This window comes from Acinetobacter sp. AOR41_HL, from assembly GCF_027854645.1.
GTDB lineage: Bacteria > Pseudomonadota > Gammaproteobacteria > Pseudomonadales > Moraxellaceae > Acinetobacter > Acinetobacter nosocomialis.
Genome location: NZ_JAKTHZ010000017.1, coordinates 1 through 20,969 on the forward strand (window position 1 = coordinate 1; position 20,969 = coordinate 20,969).

14 protein-coding genes, 1 tRNA gene and 1 pseudogene are annotated in these 20,969 nt (G+C 37.8%); 8 read left to right on the forward strand and 8 right to left on the reverse strand.

The features are described from left to right. Positions 1-18 precede the first annotated feature (18 nt). From MKL35_RS04100 to MKL35_RS04110, 3 genes are all read right to left on the reverse strand, one after another. Positions 19-1,109 (reverse strand): IS4 family transposase gene (locus MKL35_RS04100; RefSeq protein WP_208728222.1). Its coding sequence is split into 2 segments (ribosomal slippage): positions 19-569 and positions 569-1,109, totalling 1,092 coding nucleotides; the frame shifts between segments, so codons are not numbered across the junction. A 98-nt stretch (positions 1,110-1,207) separates the two neighbouring features. Then, positions 1,208-2,431: a tyrosine-type recombinase/integrase gene (locus tag MKL35_RS04105; protein ID WP_004885576.1), complete on the reverse strand. Its 1,224-nt coding sequence runs from the start codon at positions 2,429-2,431 to the stop codon at positions 1,208-1,210. A gap of 350 nt (positions 2,432-2,781) precedes the next feature. Next, complete coding sequence (locus tag MKL35_RS04110; RefSeq protein ID WP_004699662.1) at positions 2,782-3,156, reverse strand: diacylglycerol kinase; 375 nt, start codon at positions 3,154-3,156, stop codon at positions 2,782-2,784. A gap of 107 nt (positions 3,157-3,263) precedes the next feature. Between MKL35_RS04110 and MKL35_RS04115 the strand changes: the two genes are divergently transcribed. Continuing rightward, positions 3,264-4,226 (forward strand): MBL fold metallo-hydrolase, encoded by a 963-nt coding sequence (locus tag MKL35_RS04115; RefSeq protein WP_032011611.1) that lies wholly within the window; start codon positions 3,264-3,266, stop codon positions 4,224-4,226. A 44-nt stretch (positions 4,227-4,270) separates the two neighbouring features. Here the strand turns inward: MKL35_RS04115 and MKL35_RS04120 are convergent, their stop codons facing one another. Then, positions 4,271-5,410, reverse strand: coding sequence for a glycerophosphodiester phosphodiesterase (locus MKL35_RS04120; protein ID WP_031953180.1), 1,140 nt, complete (start codon positions 5,408-5,410; stop codon positions 4,271-4,273). Positions 5,411-5,674: 264 nt separating this feature from the next. On the opposite strand from MKL35_RS04120, the gene MKL35_RS04125 reads away from it, so the two are divergent. After that, the gene (locus MKL35_RS04125; RefSeq protein WP_002048493.1) at positions 5,675-8,770 is read left to right on the forward strand and encodes a multidrug efflux RND transporter permease subunit; all 3,096 of its coding nucleotides are present in this window, start codon (positions 5,675-5,677) and stop codon (positions 8,768-8,770) included. A 72-nt stretch (positions 8,771-8,842) separates the two neighbouring features. Then, positions 8,843-9,421: a DUF4112 domain-containing protein gene (locus tag MKL35_RS04130; protein WP_032011610.1), complete on the forward strand. Its 579-nt coding sequence runs from the start codon at positions 8,843-8,845 to the stop codon at positions 9,419-9,421. Positions 9,422-9,460: 39 nt separating this feature from the next. On the opposite strand, the gene htpX is transcribed toward MKL35_RS04130, so the two are convergent. Both htpX and MKL35_RS04140 read right to left on the reverse strand, forming a co-directional pair. After that, complete coding sequence (gene htpX / locus MKL35_RS04135; protein ID WP_002048489.1) at positions 9,461-10,366, reverse strand: protease HtpX; 906 nt, start codon at positions 10,364-10,366, stop codon at positions 9,461-9,463. 257 nt (positions 10,367-10,623) lie between these two features. Continuing rightward, entirely contained in the window at positions 10,624-11,490 is an 867-nt protein-coding gene (locus MKL35_RS04140; protein WP_002048562.1) for a lytic transglycosylase domain-containing protein, read from the reverse strand. 504 nt (positions 11,491-11,994) lie between these two features. Here MKL35_RS04140 and ttcA point away from each other — a divergent pair. Together ttcA and MKL35_RS04150 are read left to right on the forward strand one after the other, a co-directional pair. Continuing rightward, on the forward strand, positions 11,995-12,900 hold the full coding sequence (gene ttcA / locus MKL35_RS04145; RefSeq protein WP_002048552.1) for a tRNA 2-thiocytidine(32) synthetase TtcA: 906 nt from the start codon (positions 11,995-11,997) through the stop codon (positions 12,898-12,900). 208 nt (positions 12,901-13,108) lie between these two features. Beyond that, a complete protein-coding gene (locus MKL35_RS04150) occupies positions 13,109-13,492 on the forward strand; it encodes an SCP2 sterol-binding domain-containing protein (RefSeq protein WP_001110719.1) in 384 nt (127 codons plus the stop codon). Positions 13,493-13,583: 91 nt separating this feature from the next. Here MKL35_RS04150 and MKL35_RS04155 read toward each other — a convergent pair whose 3' ends face one another. Continuing rightward, complete coding sequence (locus MKL35_RS04155; protein WP_004707379.1) at positions 13,584-14,696, reverse strand: transglycosylase SLT domain-containing protein; 1,113 nt, start codon at positions 14,694-14,696, stop codon at positions 13,584-13,586. 372 nt (positions 14,697-15,068) lie between these two features. Here MKL35_RS04155 and greB point away from each other — a divergent pair, with 372 nt between their 5' ends. Continuing rightward, positions 15,069-15,563 (forward strand): transcription elongation factor GreB, encoded by a 495-nt coding sequence (gene greB, locus MKL35_RS04160; RefSeq protein ID WP_002048569.1) that lies wholly within the window; start codon positions 15,069-15,071, stop codon positions 15,561-15,563. Positions 15,564-15,652: 89 nt separating this feature from the next. Next, a tRNA-Ser gene (locus MKL35_RS04165) sits at positions 15,653-15,742 on the forward strand. 79 nt (positions 15,743-15,821) lie between these two features. On the opposite strand, the pseudogene MKL35_RS04170 reads toward MKL35_RS04165, so the two are convergent. Then, positions 15,822-16,341: pseudogene (locus tag MKL35_RS04170) on the reverse strand (SgcJ/EcaC family oxidoreductase). Between the two features lie 618 nt (positions 16,342-16,959). Between MKL35_RS04170 and posA the strand changes: the two are divergent. Then, positions 16,960-20,958 carry a delta-poly-L-ornithine synthetase PosA gene (posA, locus tag MKL35_RS04175; RefSeq protein ID WP_017394273.1) on the forward strand — a complete coding sequence of 1,333 codons (3,999 nt, stop codon included), beginning with the start codon at positions 16,960-16,962 and terminating at the stop codon, positions 20,956-20,958. Positions 20,959-20,969: the final 11 nt, after the last annotated feature.

The following is a 20,969-nucleotide window of genomic DNA, read 5'->3' on the forward strand; positions in this document are numbered from 1 at the left end:
CTCTGTACACGACAAATTTCATAGAGCCCTTGTCCTATCAGGCTTTTTCTTTCTTAAAATTGCGAGCACTTTCTTAAATTCTTCTTTTTTTCCAAAACCAATCAAACGTAGAATAGCCATTTGAACATAGTCCAAACCGTAGCGAAATAAACTTACTGAAAGTCGTCCATGCTTCTTTATTTTTATCGCTTTTTTTCGATCATGTTGCCATTCACCTGTTAAATAGCACCAACAGAAACCGATCGCTAGCACTGCTATCAATTTCTTGACTCGTCTAGGGTCTGTTAAACGAGTATTTTCAAGATTGAATCCACGTCCTTTGAGACAACTAAATAAGGTTTCGATTTCCCAGCGTAATGCATAATCACCAATAGCAGAAGCATTAAACATAGGAGAAACAACAAGTAAAAGTTCTCCATCTTCTAATCGTAACGCACTAATATACAGTTTCACTCGACCAACCCAAATACGTCGTTTACGACATTCAGTTTGACCAACTTGAAGATGACGAAATAAATCACTAATTTTATGACTCTTGGCTAAGTGATTGGTCACAATAAAGTTTTTTTAACACGTATACAGAAGTTAATGTCATTTTCAATTAACCATATAAACCATTTCTCACCGATAAATTCTCTGTCTGCAAACACATTCACAATACGATCTTTACCAAAAATGGAGATAAAGCGTTGAATCAAAGCAATACGCTCTTTTGTATCTGAATTTCCACGTTTATTGAGCAATGTCCAAACAATAGGTATCGCTATTCCACGATAGACGATGGCTAACATCAAGATATTGATATCTCGTTTTCCCCATTTCCAATTGGTTCTATCCAAAGTTAATTGGACTTTATCGAATGAAAATATATTGAAAATTAACTGAGAAATTTGACGATAATCGAAATACTGATCTGCAAAGAAGCGTTGTATACGTCGATAAAATGATTGTGGTAAGCACTTGATGGGTAAGGCTTTAGATGCAGAAGAAAGATTACATGTCTGTTTTACAATTAATGCAAGCATAATCAGTGTAAAACATTTTACACGTGACTTGTTCCACTTTAGATATTTGTTTAAGATGAGATGTAACTCATTGAAATGTGTCATCATATTCATCGTCAGAAAACAAGTATTATGCCATTATTTCAATGAGTTGTCTTTTTTTGTCGTGTACAAAGGGAAAAAATAAAGAATTTATACCTATACTATAGATTATTATTTTTATCCCAACTATCTACATGTTCAGCCCACCATTGCATCATCGTTTTACGATCATTTAACCATTGAGCATGATTGTACGATGCCCTTGTTTTATTATCTGAAACGTGGGCAAGTTGTAATTCAACCCAATCCTTATTAAAACCATTCTCATTAGCCACAGTGGATGCAGTTGCTCTTAGAGTATGCATCCTGAACTCTAATTTCATATTACTCAGGGCTGTATTCAATGTGGTTTTACCCATCATTTCCCCGTCTTCTCCTGCAAATATATATTCACTATCTGGATAAAGTGCAAATTGCTCTTTTATGATTTCAATGGCTTGGTCAGACAATGGTACAACATGCATTCTGTTCTTTTTCATATTGCGCTTGCCAGCCAAAATATCAGCCCTTGATACTGCTGGAATCGTCCATGTCTTATCTTCAAAGTCAATATATTCCTTTTTACCTCGACGTATCTCAATGCTTCTAAGCCATGTGTATATTGCGGCTTTAATAGCATTTCGTGTGCTAATTGAGCCACCGTATGCATTGAGCTTAAGCATAAGTACTTTTTTTTCAGACTCAGTTAATGGTCTGGCATGGGTTACATCTGGCTGTTTAATGTAACCCCTAAGAACATAAGTAGGATCTATAGAAATGCGTTTTGTGATAATTGCATATTCCATAACCTCACCAATGATTTGTCTTACAAAAATCCCTTTAACTTCTCCTGTGCCTCTTCCTGATTTTTTGATTCTTGCCATAGTGCTATCAAGCACAGTTTTAATATCAATAGAGTCAATCTCATGAATAGGTTTGTTACCAATAAGAGGGTAAACATCTTTCTCAAAATAACTGCTTCGGCGTTGTTCCCATTCCTTGGATTGTTGAGCTTTTCGGGAATTTATAAATTCACTTGCGACTAACCGAAATGTACCATTATTTGCTTTAATTGCTTCAAGGCGTTCATTTTTCTGGTGACCTATTGGGTCTACTCCTTTGGCAAGTTGCTCTCGATATTCAATAGTTTTTAATCGAGCATATGCTAAAGTAATTTCAGGATATTTACCGATTGTGAGCATTTTTGCTTTAGTAAGAAAGCGGTAACGATAACGCCAGAATTTGCTACCAGATGGGCGGACTTCTATACAGAGCCCTGAATGATCAGCCATGCGGTATAATTCTTCACGTGGTTTTAATCTTTTGATTTTTAAATCGTTCAGCATATGTTGTGAGTAACGCTATTTTTGAAAGGGCTTACTCACAATCTTACTCACAAAAATTGGTAATTGCATGTATTACATTGTTATGGAAGGTTAGAATAAAAATATCGTTGAATCAATTGGATAGGTTGTAATGTGATTTGTATTTATAGAAGGTTAGATTGTTAATTGGCATGATGTAATAAACATCAACGTCTAAATAAAAAAATCCCTGCATTTGCAGGGATTTTTTTATTTCTTATATAAATTAAGAAAAAGTTAAGTTGATATTCTTAAACTTATAGTCAGGAACCATAGCTGTAGTTCCTCTTTTTTGTTACACCATGCTTATCCTCTTATAAGCATGGTTTTTTTTAACCTAATAAAATGATAAGCCATGTCACTGCAATAATTGAAAGCGCGACAAATTGAGCAGCACTTCCCATATCTTTAGCATTTTTAGAGAGTTGGTGTTTTTCAAGTGATACACGGTCAACTACCGCTTCAATCGCAGAATTGAATAGTTCTACAATAATTGCAAATAAACACACAACCACCATAAGTGCATGTTCACCGCGAGTTACATCTAGAAAAAAGCTAGTAGGGATAAGCACAACATTAATTAAAACAATTTGTCGGAAAGCGGCTTCATTTTTATAAGCTGCTTTAAATCCTGAAATTGAATAACCTGTCGCATTCAAGATGCGCTTTAGTCCGCTTTTGCCTTTGTAGGGAGAATAACTATTCATTCACTTATATTTTTAACACTTTTCATGCATTATATATCGCGGCCCTTAAAAAAAATATTAAATCTTTTTTAAAGATTTTGACTTTATAACTTGATAGAGAAGAAGAGATGAAAAAATTATTTGTAGCATTAGGACTTGTCATGGGTGGGTTACATGTAAGCTATGCAGAGCCTGTCTCAGCTCAACAAGTACCGGGATATTATAAGCATCAATTTGGTAATTACCGCATCACCTCTTTACTTGATGGCACTATTTATTTAGATCCTAAGTTATTTAAAAATTTAAGTCAGGCTGAGAAGACTAAAATTTTAACAAAATACGCCGCTGTTAATGAGAAAGGGGTTCAAACTTCGGTAAATGCATTCTTGGTAGATGACGGTAAAAGTTTAACTCTTGTTGATAGTGGTGCTTCAAGTTGTTTTGGCCCACAGTTGGGTTCAATTGCTAAAAATCTTGAATTGGCAGGCTATCAACTTGCTAACGTGAAAACGGTTTTGTTAACCCATCTACATCCAGACCATGTTTGTGGTATTGCTCAAAATGGAAAAGCTGTATTTCCTAATGCAACTATTTATGCACATGAACGTGAAGCTGACTATTGGTTAAATCCAGCTTCTGAAAAAACTGTACCCGCAGATAAAAAAGAAAACTATTTAGGCACGGTTAAAAATATAAAAGCTGCGCTTGCACCGTATCAAGCGAAAAAAGCTTTCAAGACCTTTAAAGATGGCGATGTCATTCAAGGTTTTGAAGTAATCAATACACAAGGGCATACACCGGGTCACCACAGTTTCCGTTTAAAGAGTAAAAATCAACAAATTGTCTTTGTGGGAGACATTGTCCACTCACATTCTTTGCAGTTTGATGCTCCAAAAACCGGCGTAGATTTTGATGTAAATTCTGAGCAGGCAATTAACACTCGTTTGAAAATGTTTGCTGAAATCTCAAATAAACAGCAATGGGTAGCTGCTCCACATTTGCCATTCCCAGGAATTGGCCATGTGTATAAAGTAAATGCAGAGCAATACCAATGGATTCCTCTATATTTTAATAACAGTGTTGATAAGTAAAAAAAACAGGGCATTAAATGCCCTGTTTTTTATTAAGTCTTTAACTATTTTGTTGCTTTCTCAAAATTATTGACTGCTTCACGGCCGAGTGCTGGGTCATCTGTAAAGATACCATCTACACCTGCTTTGAAATATGCTTCAAACTCTTTTAGAGCACCTGTCGGGCAACGCTCGGCAGGTTTGTCGCTACATTTTAAAGGCTGTGGTAAAAAGTTATTTTCTGGACGGAAAGTATATGGGTGTACTTTTAGGCCAGCGGCATGTGCATCGCTAATAAATGAAGTAGTTTGTACTGAACCATCATTATTGAAATTGAGAATATAGTTTTTGCTTGGGCCTACACCATTTGCATACTTAGCAACATCTTTTAAGCTTTGCGCTGTAGCTAAATCACCATATGTTTTAGACACACCAGATTCAACAAAGTCTGCTGGTCGAGAAGTTTTTGCATCATATAACTGAATAATTTGTGCATGTTTAAGTGTTTTATGTAGATCAAGTTGATCTTTTAAATACTTTAAATTGCTGACTTCGAACGATTGCAAATAGATAGGGGCAATATCACGTGTATATTGATATTTGGCAAGAGTTTTAAGAAGTGTGTCTTCCATGGCCAAATTCTTGTTTTTAAAATAAGTTGGATGTTTGGTTTCAATATATAAGCCAATAATCTTTCCGGTTTTTTTATAATTTGCTTCGGCAAGTTCAATGACTTGTTCAAGTGTTGGAATTGAATACAGATCGTTATAAGCCGTATTTGCTGGTCGGAACTCAGGAATACGTTCACGTGCTTTAACTTGTTGTAATTCATTTAAAGTGAGGTCTTCCGTAAACCAACCCGTTAAATTGACACCATCAATATTTTTTGTGGTTTTACGGTCTGCAAATTGGGCAAGAGTACTGATATTGGTAGTACCACCAATTTCGTTTTCATGACGAGTAACCAATACACCATCTTTTGTTGAAACCAGATCAGGTTCAATAAAGTCAGCACCATCATCAATCGCTTTTTGATATGAAGCCAAAGTATGTTCAGGACGTAAAGCGCTAGCGCCGCGGTGTCCAATCACTAAAATTTTAGGAAGTTGATATTCTGGTGTAGTTGGGGTTGTTTCGGTTTTATCATCGTCATTGCAACCGACCAAGCTAATTAAACTTAAGCATAAAAGTGCTTTTCTAAACATAATTCTACTCATATTGTTTTAGTTGAAACGACTCAAGTATTGGGATTTAGTTTGACGTGATCATGAAGAATTCATGAATTTTAAGTGACACTATTTAACTAGTTCTTTATTGCTTTGTTGGAAATAGTGAATCACGCTTTGTTTTTGTCTTAATTACATTTATTGTTTTAATTCCACTTGTCTTTTTTACACCGCTCGTTGATGATCACAAGGTCTCAAAGCGGCATTTACTCCTGTTAATTAACGACATCATACCGAGCAGCCATGCTATCTAAATTTTTTATTCAGCGCCCCATTTTTGCCAATGTACTGGCGATCATTGTCATGGCTTTTGGTATTTTTTCGGTGATGCACTTGCCCGTAGAACGGTATCCCGATATTGCACCTCCGAAAATTACAGTGTCGGCAAGTTATAGCGGGGCAGATGCACAAACGGTTGAGCAAAGTGTTACCCAAATTTTAGAACAACAAATACAAGGGATTGATCACTTACTCTATTTTAGCTCATCAAGTGATTCATCAGGACGTAGCCGAATTACCATTAGTTTCGATAACGGAACCAACCCCGATACTGCTCAGGTCCAAGTCCAAAATAGTATTAGTGGTGTCATACGCCGTTTACCCGATGAAGTGCAACGTCAAGGGGTGACAGTCAGTAAGTCACTAGGCGATACCTTTATGGTAATTGGTTTATACGACTCGACTGGTAAAACCGGAAATATTGAGCTGTCGGACTATTTAACTACACATGTCGTTGATAACTTAAACCGTATTGAAGGGGTGGGTGAAACGGATGTATTCGGTTCGCAATATGCGATGCGTATCTGGTTAAATCCAGATAAGTTAAAGCAATATAATTTAATGCCCAGTGATGTGGCTAATGCAATCACTGCTCAAAATACCCAAGTTGCTGCAGGTGCAATCGGTGATTTACCAGTCATTGATGGTCAATATCTAAATACAAAAGTGACGGCAGGTTCTCGACTAAAGACTGTTGATGATTTTAAAAATATTGTCGTAAAGTCCGATAAAACGGCGAGTTATGTTTATTTAAAAGATATTGCAAGAGTTGAGCTCGGTGCAGAAAACTATCAGTCTTTCAACACGATTAATGGTTATCCTGCTGCGGGTGTAAGTATATCTCTGTCCTCGGGCGCAAATGCTATTCAAACTTCTAAGCTCATCCATCAAACCTTAGATCAGCTCGCCGCTAAATTACCAGCAGGCTATAAAATCGTTTATCCACGAGATAATACGCCGTTTGTTCAAGAGTCGATTAAGGAAGTTGTAAAGACGCTTGTAGAAGCCATTATTTTGGTAATTTTGGTGATGTTCCTGTTTTTGCAAAGCTGGCGTGCAACACTCATTCCGAGTATTACCGTTCCGGTTGTGATTTTGGGAACTTTTGCAGTCTTATATGTGCTTGGTTTTAGTATTAACACATTAACGTTATTTGCACTGGTACTCGCCATTGGTTTGTTGGTTGATGATGCGATTGTCGTAGTTGAAAACGTTGAGCGGCTCATGCATGAACAGCACTTAACTCCAAAAGAAGCTGCAATTGAGTCAATGGGTGAAATTAGCGGTGCATTAGTCGGCATTACATTGGTTTTAACTGCTGTTTTTATTCCAATGTCTTTTTTAGGTGGTTCAATTGGCGTGATTTACCGTCAGTTTTCCATTACTTTAGTTGCCGCTATGGCATTATCGCTTACGGTTGCACTCATTTTAACGCCTGCATTGTGTGCATTAATTTTAAAACCTAATCCTGAACCTATGCGCTGGGCAGTGTGGTTTAACCAAAAAATTGATCAACTTAAAAATAAATATATCAAGCTTGTTCAGACGAGTATTCATTACAGTAAATCGGTTATTGTGATTTTTGTGGCGCTGATTGCAGTTTTTATGCTCTTCTACAGTGGTTTAAAAAGCGGCTTTATTCCTAAAGAAGACCAAGGTATTTTAAGTGTGCAAATTAAGCTGGTAGACAGTGCTCCAATTTCTGAAAGTCAGAAAATTGGTGAACAAGTGCGCCAATACTTTCTCACTAAAGAAGATAAAAATGTTGATCTGGTTTTAATTCGTTACGGTCGAAATAATGCCGGGACAGGACAAAATTTAGCGCAAGGCTTTATTGCTTTAAAACCTTGGGATGTACGTACGGCGAAAGAGGACTCGGCTGACGCTATACAAAAGCGTGCAATGAAATATTTCAGAAATTTTAGTAATGCTCAAATTAACGTGACCTTACCTCCTTCGGTAAATGGTTTGGGGCAGACTGATGGCTTGGATTTCTGGATTCAAGATTTAAATGGTCAAGGGCAAAACTTCTTAGATGGTATGTTCCGTCAGTTACAGGCTCAAAGTAAAAACTATTCAACTTTTGAAAACTTTGATAAGCAGTCTACCAATAGTAAAGCAAATCTGAATATCAAAATTGACCAGAAACAGGCTTTGGCAAATGGTTTGGAACTCTCTGCAATTAATAACACTTTGTCGAGTGCATGGGGCGGAACTTACGTAAACGACTTTATTGATCGGGGACGTATTAAACGTGTCATGATTCAAGGCGATGCCGAGTTCAGATCTAAACCTGAAGATTTATATAATTGGTCTGTGCGTAATAATCAAAATGAAATGGTGCCTTTTAGTTCGTTTGCTAACTTTAGCTGGGGTGGGGCACCAGAAATTGTAAAACGCTATATGGGATATAGTGCTTTACAGTTACAGGCTGATGTTGCCGGTGGTAGCAGTTCTGGTCAGGCTATGAAAGATGTTGAACAACTCGTCAACCAGCAAAAAGATATTGGTTTGGCTTGGACTGGTCTGTCTTTTGAAGAACAGAAGTCGACCAATCAGGCGGTATGGTTATATCTGATTTCGGCAGGTTTTATTTTCTTATGTTTAGCTGCTTTGTATGAGAGCTTAAGTATTCCTGCTGCCGTGATGACTTCTATTCCGCTAGGTGTAGGAGGAAGTGTCATTTTCTCTTATATCTTTGGTTTACCAAATGACGTGTATTTCCAAATTGCACTTCTAACCACGATTGGATTGTCATGTAAAAACGCAATTTTAATTGTTGAGTTTGCTGCATTAGCCCAAGAGAAAGGAAAGAATGCTATTCAGGCCGCTTTAGAAGGCGCGAGCTTGCGTTTAAGACCGATTTTAATGACTTCTTTAGCCTTTGGTGCAGGTGTGATTCCACTTGTATTTGCACAAGGCGCTGGTGCGGTGAGCCGCCAAGAAATTGGTATTAGTATTTTAGGTGGCGTAATGTTTGGTACTGTACTGGTTCTATTCTTTATTCCAGTTATGTATGTGTTATTGCGTTCATTGTTTAAATCGAAAGCTTCAAGTTAAAAGCAAACAATTTAAAAACCGGCGTTAAATCAAGTATATTAAGTTTAACTTCTCTTCATATATTTGATTTAGATGCCTCAAGAAAAAAAACTAACACAGCAGCAGGTCATCGCACTAGAACGGGACCTTGCCAAGTTTGCAACCATGATGGATAGCGCCGTCCGTATTCCTTTTACAAAGCAGGGTATTGGTGCCGATGCTGCTTTAAGTACTATTCCAATTGCTGGTGATGTTGCGGGTTTTGTCCTGACTTGCTACGCCATATATAAAGCCAAGCAAATTGGTGTGCCACAGCACAAGCTTACTCCCGTCATAAAATTGGCTGTAGTCGATGCTGTGGTGGGGTGTGTACCAGTTGCAGGAACCATTTTCGATATTTTTATACGTCCTAGTAGAAAAGCATTAGATGTGGTTCATACCCATATTCGTGAAGAATATGCGATTCAAAGTGATATACATGTTATTCATCCGTATTTACATGAAAAGCTTGAAAAGAAACAGCAACAGTCAGCCTTCTGGCGTAATCCTGTTGTGAGTTGGCTATGGCTACATATACCGGATTTATTAGGGGTATTGGTGCTTGTTCTGATTGGTTTAGCAATGTGGTGGGGGATTAGTTTTCTTTGGGGACTGGCCCATCATTCAGCCTAATAAAAAAGCCTCCAACTGGAGGCTTTTTTATTTACTGTGTTATGGGCAATCTAACTGATGTAGAGCTGCGACACGCTGTTCAATCGTTGGGTGAGTTTGGAACAAAGCAGCTAAGCTGAAACCTTGTTCTTTACCTTCCGCAATCGCGAACGCTTTCATTTCTTTTGGCATTTGGTCTGGTAACTCTGTTTCAGCTTGCAAACGTAATAAAGCAGAAATCATTGCTTGTTTACCAGCTAAACGTGCACCGGCTTCATCTGCACGGTATTCACGGTAACGAGAGAACCACATTACAATAGCAGAAGCTAGAATACCGAACACGATATCTAAAACCATCGTAATGAGGAAGTAACCCATACCAGGTGCTTCATTGTCTTGACGACCAAAAACATTACGGTCGATAAAATCACCTACTACACGAGCAAAGAACATAACAAAGGCGTTTACAACACCTTGGATGAGTGCCAAGGTGACCATGTCACCATTTGCAACGTGACCAATCTCGTGCGCAAGCACGGCACGTAGCTCATCTTTGTTCATACGCTCAAGTAGACCGCTTGAAACGGCAACTAACGCATCATTTTTATTCCAGCCTGTTGCGAAAGCATTAGACTGATATGAAGGGAAGATACCAACTTCTGGCATATTAATACCAGCACGTTGAGAAAGTTCAGCGACTGTTTGCAATAACCAGCTTTCAGCTTGGTTACGAGGAGCATTTGGGTCAATCAGTTCTGTACCAGTAGTTTTCTTAGCCATCCATTTGGACATAAATAGAGAGACTAAAGAGCCCACCATACCAAACACAAAACAGATGACTAAAAGGTTGCCTAGATTTAAGCCACCCGCGCCATGGTAACTACCGACACCGAAGAGTGACAAAATAATGCCAGCTACAACCAGTACCGCGAGGTTGGTAAGCAAAAACAAACCAATCCGCATCATTGAGAAAATCCTCTTATAAATAAAATATTATCTGATTTATAAATTATAAATCACTCAGCTAATATGCGGCGCTTGGGGGAAAAATTCAAGGAAAAAATAAGGAATCGATACATTCTTTCCGGTATACGAATGTATTCAAATTAAACAAGTTATTTATAAGGCCCGTCTAAATACTAGGGTCGGGGTAATAGATCATTACAATTTTTAGACGATGGGCCTTATTAAAGCATGAGCTGCAAAGTATGCGGTTTTTAATTTTACTCAATTCTGATATGGGCAATTGCCGTTGCATTATTGGTGACATAAGTCCCTGTTGGTGCATCGGTATAGGTGCCATCAGACAATGTCACGATTTGGCGTGCAGAAGAATATTTAACAGGTTTAGCCGATACTTGTTGAGTTGTGGTGGTTTGGGTCAACTCTGGCTGATTTACAGTCTGGGTAGAAATATTTGAATTACTAAAAGATGAAAGGCTTACACCAGAAGAATATAAGTTTTGATATCGACTTGTGACTCGTCGTACATAATCTTGGGTTTCACGGAATGGCGGAATGCCACCGTATTTATCCACGTTCCCTTCACCTGCATTATAAGCCGCAAGAGCCATTTGCGTATTGCCGTTAAATCGTTTGAGCAACCAACTTAGATATTTAGCACCAGCAAAGATATTTTGCTGAGGATCATAAGCATTAGATACGTTAAAACGACGAGCAGTAGCTGGCATGAGTTGCATTAAACCTTGCGCACCCACAGGAGAGTGAGCATTCACATTAAAACCAGATTCGGTATGCATGACTGCCTTAATTAGACCTTCGGATACACCATGCTGTTGTGCTGCCTGTTTAATAATATGGTCAAAAGCATTTTTATTTTTGCTATAGCTTGGTAGAACAGAAGCTTCTGAAGCGCCCCAGTTTGTATAACTATGAATATTACTATCGGGGTAGTAAGTCACCTTTACTTTCTTGAGTGAATGGTCATAGCTTTTACGGTTAGTGAGTAAAGTGCTGCCATTTTTGTCTTGGTAAATGTACATTTGACCCGCTAAAGTCGGTGTTATACCTACCGAAAAAGTGGTCATCCCCAGTAAACACGAAAAAAGATATTGAACCGAATTTTTCATTTTATGTTATTCACAATTTTAAGGTATTCGTAACTAGTCAAAGAGTTTATCAAAAAATATTACAGAAAGAAGTTTTGTGTAATTTTTTTTATTTTTGCTCTTTTAAAAAATCAAGCTGTTTTGTTCGAATGATCATCAAAAAAAATTAAAAAAAATTTTTAAAATGATTCTATTGACTTGTCTAACTATTTGAAAATTAAAGGCAAAAATCATTGGTTAAAAAATGATCAATTTAAATAAAACCCTTAACAGAAGGTGAAAACAGTTTGTCAAGTATTAAGAAATCCACAATTTTATCCACAGGTTTTGTGGAAAACTGTGGAAAAGTCCAAAAAGTAAGCATTTTGCGCAAAAAATGAACTCATCGGTCAAAATGGAGCACTGCTTTTGCATCATGCCTGAGCATTATGACGACTTCAAGAATTGAAACTATTCTTTTGATGCGATTCCCGTCCGAATCATATAAAATTGCGCGGTATTTTTATTTATGGGTATATCTCGTCTATGTACGCGCCAGTTGAGTCCAACGAAGGATTTAATTTTAAGCCTGAACTTCCAACAAGCTCGGCCTATTATCGTTTGCTTAAGAAGCTTCGCCGTCAAGTTGGACATGCCATCCGTGACTTCAACATGATTGAAGATGGTGACAAGGTCATGGTGTGTGTGTCTGGTGGTAAAGACAGTTATACCTTGCTCGACATTTTGTTGCAGTTCAAACGTATTGCACCAATCAACTTTGATATTGTTGCGGTTAACCTTGACCAAAAACAGCCGGGCTTTCCAGAAGATGTGTTACCACGCTATATGGAAGAAAATAACATTCCATATTACATTTTGGAAAAAGACACTTATACCATTACCAAGCGTTTAACACCTGAAGGTAAAACATACTGTGCAGTGTGTTCACGTTTGCGCCGTGGTTCGCTTTATGGCTTTGCTCAAGAAATTGGTGCCACTAAAGTTGCGTTAGGCCATCACCGTGATGACATCATTGCAACTTTCTTCTTGAACTTATTCCATGGCGGTAGCTTAAAAGCAATGCCACCTAAGCTTTTGTCTTCGGATAAGAAAAATATTTTGATTCGTCCTTTAGCTTATGTTGAAGAAAAAGACATTATCAAATATGCAGAATTACGTAAGTTCCCAATTATCCCGTGTAACCTTTGTGGTTCACAAGAGAACTTACAACGTGCCATGCTTAATGAAATGTTGCGTGAGTGGGATAAACAATATCCGAAACGTTTACACAGTATTTTTGGTGCGTTACAAAACGTGTCTCCGTCTCAGTTAGCAGACCGTGATTTGTTTGATTTCGAAGCGCTAGATTCTCAGCGCGAGATCGACTTTAAAGACCCTGAAGAACTTAAAAAACGTTTAGATGTCGTGAACTTAAGTTTTGCTGCTGAATAAAACAATTAAGTAAGTCAATTAAAGGCACTTTATAAACAAGTGCCTTTAATGTATCAAAATACTAAAAAATGAATGTTCCGTACAAAAAGTCATAGCCCAACCTTAAAATTACATGCTATAACAACGCACAAGCAGAAGTGCTTCATATGATGTTGTCTGGATAGGCAACTAACTAGAGAAATTGAACAAATAAATTTGAGGAAGAATCATGCCTGCATTTTTAACTGATGATTGGTTTGCGACTGTCGAAAAATTAACTGCTGAAGCAGGTGATCTTAATTTGCCACCAGCTCTTGCGAATTTGGCAATTAATTTAGTAGTTACAGATGCTTCTGGAAATACCGAATTAGCGTTAGATGGGGGTAAAATCCAAAAAGGTTTGTCTTCAAATGCCAAAACAACTTTAAACATGGATGCTGAAACTTTACGTAAAGTATTCCTAGAGTTTGATATGGCTGCAGCTATGCAAGCATTCATGACTGGTAAAATTAAAGTTCAAGGCGACATGTCTCAGTTAATGGCTTTACAAACAGCTAAACCAAGCCAAGAACAAAAGGATTTGTTCAAGAAAGTATTAGAACAAACAGCTTAATTCTAAAAGAATTCATATAAAAAGCTTACCCCAAGAGGTAAGCTTTTTATTGATACAAACAATGAATTTATCAACTTTTAAAACAATAAAACTAGATATTGATTCGTGTTTGAGCCGTTTTAATATGCTCAAGATAAGCACGGATACGAGTCACATACTGTACCGCTTGTTTGTATCGACCATTTCGCATTTGATTGCGTTGTAAATAGTCATAGAGATTAACCCATTGGTTTGGGTCTTTTCCTTGGGTTTGTAAGCGCTTCTGGATCTGGTTTACTGCTCCCGGACCCATATTGTAGGCCACAAGGGCATACCAGTTACGATCTGGGTAGGGAATATCACCATACTCACTTAGCATGAGATCATAATATTTCGCACCGCCCTGAATGCTTTGCGCTGGATCGCTACGGTTACTTACACCCATTGCCCGAGCTGTACTGTTGGTTAACATCATTAACCCGCGTACGCCTGTTGGTGAAACAGACTCTGGCTTAAGATACGATTCTTGATAGCTCATTGCTGCAAGCAAATGCCAATCTAAATCATACTTGGCCGCGCTTTGTTTAAAGCTGGCTTTGTAAATAGGTAGACGTGTACTTATATCACGTTGAATCGTCGACCAAGACTCAGGTTTTACAACGTTACGGTTGTAAAATGAAGCCAGTTGTTGAGTCAGACCATTTTGCTTGCTTTGACAAACAAAACCACTAGCTGTTTGTGTAAGAGGATCATCTGCTTGTTTAAACACCCAGCTTAAATCGGGATTTAATCCATTTTTTTGCAAATTTACGATGTCACCACAACTTGCAGAAAAAGACATTAAACCTTTGTTCTCGATTGAGCTTAAGCTCGCGGTCGTCATGGCAAGATTTGCTTTACCTTGCTGGACCCACTTGAGTGCGGTGGCGTTATCTGCCACGATTTTGAAGTCCAACTTTACATTTAAGCTTTGTGCATAGTTACGAGCCAAGTCATAACCGAAGCCATGTAAAAATTGATCTTCTTTAAAAACAGTAGTTGGGCTTTCTACAGCAACTACGGTTAATGTGTTGGTGTTAACTACAGTATTGTACTGTAGGGTTTTTCCTGCATTAATACTATGAAAGGGAAAAAACATAGTGCTGAGTGCAAGAACTTTCAATGGGAGAGAAGAAAATAAAGAGCTAAGGCCAAGCCTCGACCCAGAACTTGAATTACTGTGCATGTTGTCTCCGCTACAGATAATTTATGCCCTAAAAGCCAGACAAAAAGCTGCCATAACTTTTAAAAGTTGATAAATTCAATAAGGGGTGGGCAGTCATGACGTCATTCAAAATGACATGAAATGAAAAAAATAAACTATGTAGAAAATCTACAAAGTTTTTGGTTGGGTTAAAAAATACTCAACATTTAAGATGCGCGCATCATAATCTTCAAAAAAAAGATTGTCAAATTTTGAACAATTAAATATTCGATATATCAACATAACAACATGAATTTATTAAGGAAGAAAATTTATACACTTCTGATATGAGTAAATAGGGTATAAAATGCTACATCTTGTAAGCAGTATGTTGTTCATCAGTGGTTTTTTATCATGAAATCTAACTTAATCACTCGGTCAGGACATGACAAATTAGTTGCTGAATTAAAACAACTTTGGCATGAAGAACGACCAGAAATCACAAAGAAAGTGAATTGGGCGGCAAGCCTTGGCGACCGCAGTGAAAATGCCGATTATCAGTACAATAAGCAGCTGCTTAGAAAAATTGATCGACGGGTACGTTATTTAGGAAAACGTTTAGAAGAGTTAAAAATTGTCGATTATGCTCCCGAGCAAGAAGGCAAAGTTTACTTTGGCGCTTGGGTCGAAATTGAAAATGAAGAAGGTGAACAAAAAACTTTACGTATCGTAGGGATTGATGAAATTTATGATCATCATCCTCAACATATCTCGATTGAGTCGCCAATGGCACGTGCACTCTTGAGTAAACAAGTCGATGATGAGGTTGAAGTGCACACTCCTTTAGGTAAAAAGCTTTGGTATATCAATGCAATTCGTTATGAAAAGCCTAAAAATGATGAAATTTAAATAGATTTGTTTTTATTTTGAGCGTTTGAATTAAAAATTAAATAAAAGATTTGCCAACTTGCATTTTTGTTTATATTATAGCGCTCGTTGGAAGCGTGGCAGAGCGGTTTAATGCACCGGTCTTGAAAACCGACGAGGGTGTGAGTCCTCCGTGAGTTCGAATCTCACCGCTTCCGCCAAAATTCTTAAAAGCCCTTGTTAATGACAAGGGCTTTTTTTTATATCTATAAATTACTTAAAAAATTATATTACTCTGTTTCATAAATTTCTAAGTATGATCTCTCCTGTGCGTGGGTTCGTTAAAGTCACATTTTCTAGCGCCTGAATACACCAAGAGTTATTTTGCTTAACAAGGACGGTGAGAAGAAGGGTATCAATTTGATGGGGACCCTGAGGATGAGCTAAGCCTGCGGTTAGACGACTCCAAAAATGTGAAATACAGATATCATTAGTTAAAGAGGTGACGTCTATGAGCTCATTCTCTAGTGTTGAATCGCTATAAATGGTTTCATGAATAGGCTGGTGAAGAGCAATAATTTCATTAATGCCTTTAACGTAATGACCGAAACGATTAACAAAAGTCGCATCTTGATGAAAAAGCGCTGCAAAGGCCTTCATATCATGATTATTCCAAGCGGCTTGAAATGCTAGGGGAATATCTTCTGGGTTTATTATGTGTTGACTCATATGATCCCTACTATTTAAGTTCTTAAGTCTATTTTCAATGTATTATAAATGAAGGGACTTCGACCTGCTTAAACGTAACAGCAGCTCTCATTCTTCATATGTTTGAGATTCTATATAAACAAACAATACTTGCAGCGCAAAATAGGGAGTGTTCCCTCATAACTAAATGATATTAAACATATGTAAGCTTGAGTTAAGCGATCGCAAAAGTTTTTTAGAAAAATACAGATAAAAATATAAGATAAATAGAAATGACTCATAATGACTTTAATATATTGTTAATAATTAAATACCCTCTAAAAATTTAAATAGAATTTTCCATTTTAGGACTTTTTAAATGTTCACAATGAATCAATTAAGTTTAAAATATGGAGAATTTGTATATCGGATAGCATTTATTAGTTTTATTAAAATTAGAGTTATATAAATCTTGTGAATTATAGGTTTTTACTTGGCTGTTTTTGTACGTTTTTCATCCTGATGAGTGTGATGAAATTAAAATATTGTAGCTAAGAGATTAATTTTTTTAGAAAAAATGAGCCTAAACAATCGGAATTTATATATTATTAAATAGACTTTAAAACTAAAACTTTAATCTTGATTTAAGTTCAATTATTTAATTTATGACATATCTTGATTTCTTTAATGGGTCACAAAAACAAACATGACTTCATTTGAGCCAAATCAGAAAATTAAAGAGAGTATAAAAATGAACCAGTTTGTAACAAACACGAATAATATTATTCGTGGAAAGTATCATCCGGAATTTTTGCAGCATGAAGTCTTGGCCGATATTTTTGTCCATACTGCACAAACTCTTCCTGATAAGACGGCTTTAATTGAAGCAGATAAAACGTTGAGTTATGGTGAGTTATATCAGCAAGCTTTAATCATGGCTCAGCATTTGACGATAAGAGGGGTAAAACCAGGTCATATTGTTGGGTTATGGTTGCCTCGTGGTATTGAGCTTTTAAAAGCTCAGTTGGCAATTTGTTTAAGTGGTGCAGCATGGCTTCCATTCGATATGGATACACCGGCTGACCGTATAGCAGTTTGTCTTGAAGATGCCGAAGCTGTAGGAATGATTACTACAGATGAATGGTATGCACATTTAGATGAAGTACCACAAACAAAGTGGACCAATACTGAATTGCAAAAGCCGCTCAGTGAAAATATTCCTTTAGCTAAAACGACCCCCGAACAACCTGCGTATATTATTTATACATCCGGTTCAACAGGTAAGCCGAAAGGGATCGTGATTACCCAAAGAAATATTTGCCACTTTTTACGTAGTGAAAATAATGTTTTGGGTATTGAAGAGCAAGATAAAGTCTATCAAGGCTTTTCTGTTGCTTTTGACATGTCGTTTGAAGAGATCTGGCTTTCTTACTTGGTTGGTGCAACATTGTGGATTGCACCTAAGTCACTTGTGAGTGACCCTGAACGTTTATGCCAAACATTAAAGCAAGAAAACATTACGGTATTGCATGCTGTACCGACTTTACTTGCTTTATTCCCAGAAGATGTACCTAACTTAAGAATTATTAACTTAGGTGGGGAAATGTGCCCGGATTCACTGGTTGACCGTTGGGCATTGCCTCATCATAAAATGTTTAATACGTATGGTCCAACTGAGACTACGGTTACGGCAAGTCTTGAGGCCTTGGAGCGTGGCAAACTCGTTACGATTGGTAAGCCTTTACCAAACTATGGCATGTTGGTCATAAACGCTGAAAGAGAATTACTACCCCAAGGTGAAACAGGTGAGCTCTGTATTTTCGGGCCAAGTGTGGCAGAAGGATATTTAGGCAGACCTGATTTAACGGCTGATAAGTTTATTCAAAACCCTTGGGCAGAAGGTCCAGATGAACAATCGCTCTATCGTACTGGTGACTTGGCTAAAATTGATGAATTTGGACAAGTACATTGCTTGGGACGTGCCGACGATCAGGTAAAAATTCGTGGTTTCCGTGTTGAACTCGGTGAGATCGAAGCTGCGCTTTGCGATATTGAAGGTATTGGTACTGCGGCAGTTATTCTTCGTCCTGAAGACGGTATTGACCAGCTCATTGCGTTTATTGCACCAGAAATTGATGCAAAGAAAGCAATCGAAATTAAAGAGATTCGCCATAATCTCAGCCAGCGATTACCACCTTATATGGTGCCAAACCGTTTTGAGATTATTGAAGAAGTTCCGCGTTTATTGTCAGGAAAAATTGACCGTAAGGCTTTAAAAGCACGACCACTCACCAGTGTGATTGATCGAAGTGAATCTGACCAACCACAGAACCCGGCCGAAGAAGTTTTATTTGGTATTTTAAATCGCTTGTTTCCAAACATGCCGATTAAACTCGACTCAGATTTCTTTGATGACCTAGGTGGGCATTCACTTCTAGCGGCGGTTTTAATTTCGAACCTACGTGAACATCCGGAATATAGCCACTTAACTATTCAAAACTTATATCAAGCGAGAAGGGTTGGGGCAATTGCTGCACTCATGCTAGAGCAACCAACGCCGACTGTATTTGATAGCCAGATTGGACAAGATAACCCTCGTAATCAAACTTATAAGTGGTTATGTGGTATTGCTCAGTTTATTACTATTCCGGTTTTAATCTCGATTAATATCTTGCAGTGGTTAGCGCCATTCTTTACCTATCATTATTTTACCGGTGGAACACGAGATAGTATTCCAAATGCAATCGCGATGTCTTTATTGGTTTATATCAGCGTAATTATTGCCAGTTTTGTGGTTTCAATTACGGTAAAACGATTATTAATGACAGGCGTTGGTGCAGGGCAATATCCATTATGGGGATTAACTTATTTCCGTTGGTGGTTAGCAGACCGTATTAGCAATATTTCACCAGTCTATCTTTTGTCAGGCTCAACTTTACTTAACTTATATTTGAAAGCGCTTGGTGCGAAAATCGGCCATGACGTAACGATTAGTTCAGTACATATTCGTATGCCATCTTTACTTACTGTTGAAGATGGGGTGAGCATTGGTTCTCAAGTAAACTTGGAAAATGCCAAAGTCGAACATGGTCACTTGGTATTAGGCTCAATTCACTTAAAAGAAGATAGTTATGTGGGTTCTTATGCTGTATTAGAAGAAAATACAGTGTTAGAAAAACAAGCTCACGTAAATGCCTTAACCTCAATTGAATATGACACAGTGGTACCAGCCGGAGAAATTTGGGATGGTACACCTGCGAAGAAAATTGGGCATGTGGACGAACACGCTAAATTGCCAGAGCGTCCAAAATTATCGTTTATTCGTAAAATTGCTGAATATGCATATTATGGAATTAGCGCATTAATTATTGCATGTCTGTTCTTTATTCCAATTTTCCCAAGCTTCCTTTTGGTCGACTGGTTAGATGCAAACGTCTTTAATATTAGTACCAACGACCATTTGCAAATCGCACTTTACTATTTCATTTTAGCGATTCCAGCTAGTGCAATGATGATGATGATTACTGCTGTTATTTCTTCAGTCATTCGTAAAATTGCATTGCCTCGTCTTGAAACTGGAACCTATGCGGTTCATGGCGGCACGTATTATCGTAAATGGTTTGCGTCTCAAATCTTGGAAACAAGCTTACAAACTTTACATGGCTTGTTTGCGACCATTTATGCGCCAACATGGTTCCGTATGCTCGGTGCAAAAGTAGGTAAAAATACCGAAATTTCTACCGCAAACGGTGTTATTCCAGAAATGCTGACTTTGGGTGAAGAAAGCTTTATTGCCGATGCTGTAATGCTAGGTGATGAAGAAATCAAAGGCGGCTGGATGACATTAAAATCGACCAAAATTGGTAACCGTAGTTTTGTCGGAAACAGTGCTTATATTGCTGATGGTACCGTGTTACCAGACAATGTCTTAATTGGCGTGCAATCTAAATCACCCGATAACCGTGAAATGTATGATGGACAAACTTGGTTTGGTTCTCCACCATTGTTATTACCTGCACGTGAAGCTGCTGAGAAATATCCAGATCATTTAACATTCTTGCCAAGTATCAAGCGCCGTTTAATGCGTGGTTTTATTGAAGGCCTTCGTGTTGTATTACCTGCCGCTCTTGCGATTGGTGTGGGTTATATGATTGTGCTTGAGATTATTGATGTTATTAACAAATACAACATTCCAACTGGTTTGTTGGCTTTAACGCTTGCTGGTTTGCTCTATGGTGTCGGCTGCTTTGTTATTGTTGCATTGTTAAAGTGGATTTTGATTGGTCGTTATCAACCACGTTCAGCTCCAATGTGGACCATGTTTGTATGGTTAAGTGAAGGGATCACGAGCTTATATGAGTCAGTTGCGATTCCTAACTTCTTAAACTACTTGAGAGGAACGCCAATGCTGCCATTCTTCTTGCGTATTTTAGGTGTTCGCATTGGTAAAGATGTCTATATGGATACGGCTGATATTACAGAGTTTGACTGTGTAAGCATCGGTGACCGTGCTGAGTTTAATAGCTTCTCGGGCCCACAAACTCACTTGTTTGAAGACCGTATTATGAAAATCGGGCAAGTGAATATTGGTAACGATGTTGTGGTAAATACACGCAGTATTATTTTGTATAACGCCAACGTAAGCAACCATGCTGTGTTAGGTCCATTAACACTGGTCATGAAAGGTGAAAACATTCCGGCTAAATCTGCGTGGATTGGTTCACCGGCTGTGCCTTGGGTTCATAAATAATTAAGTATTAA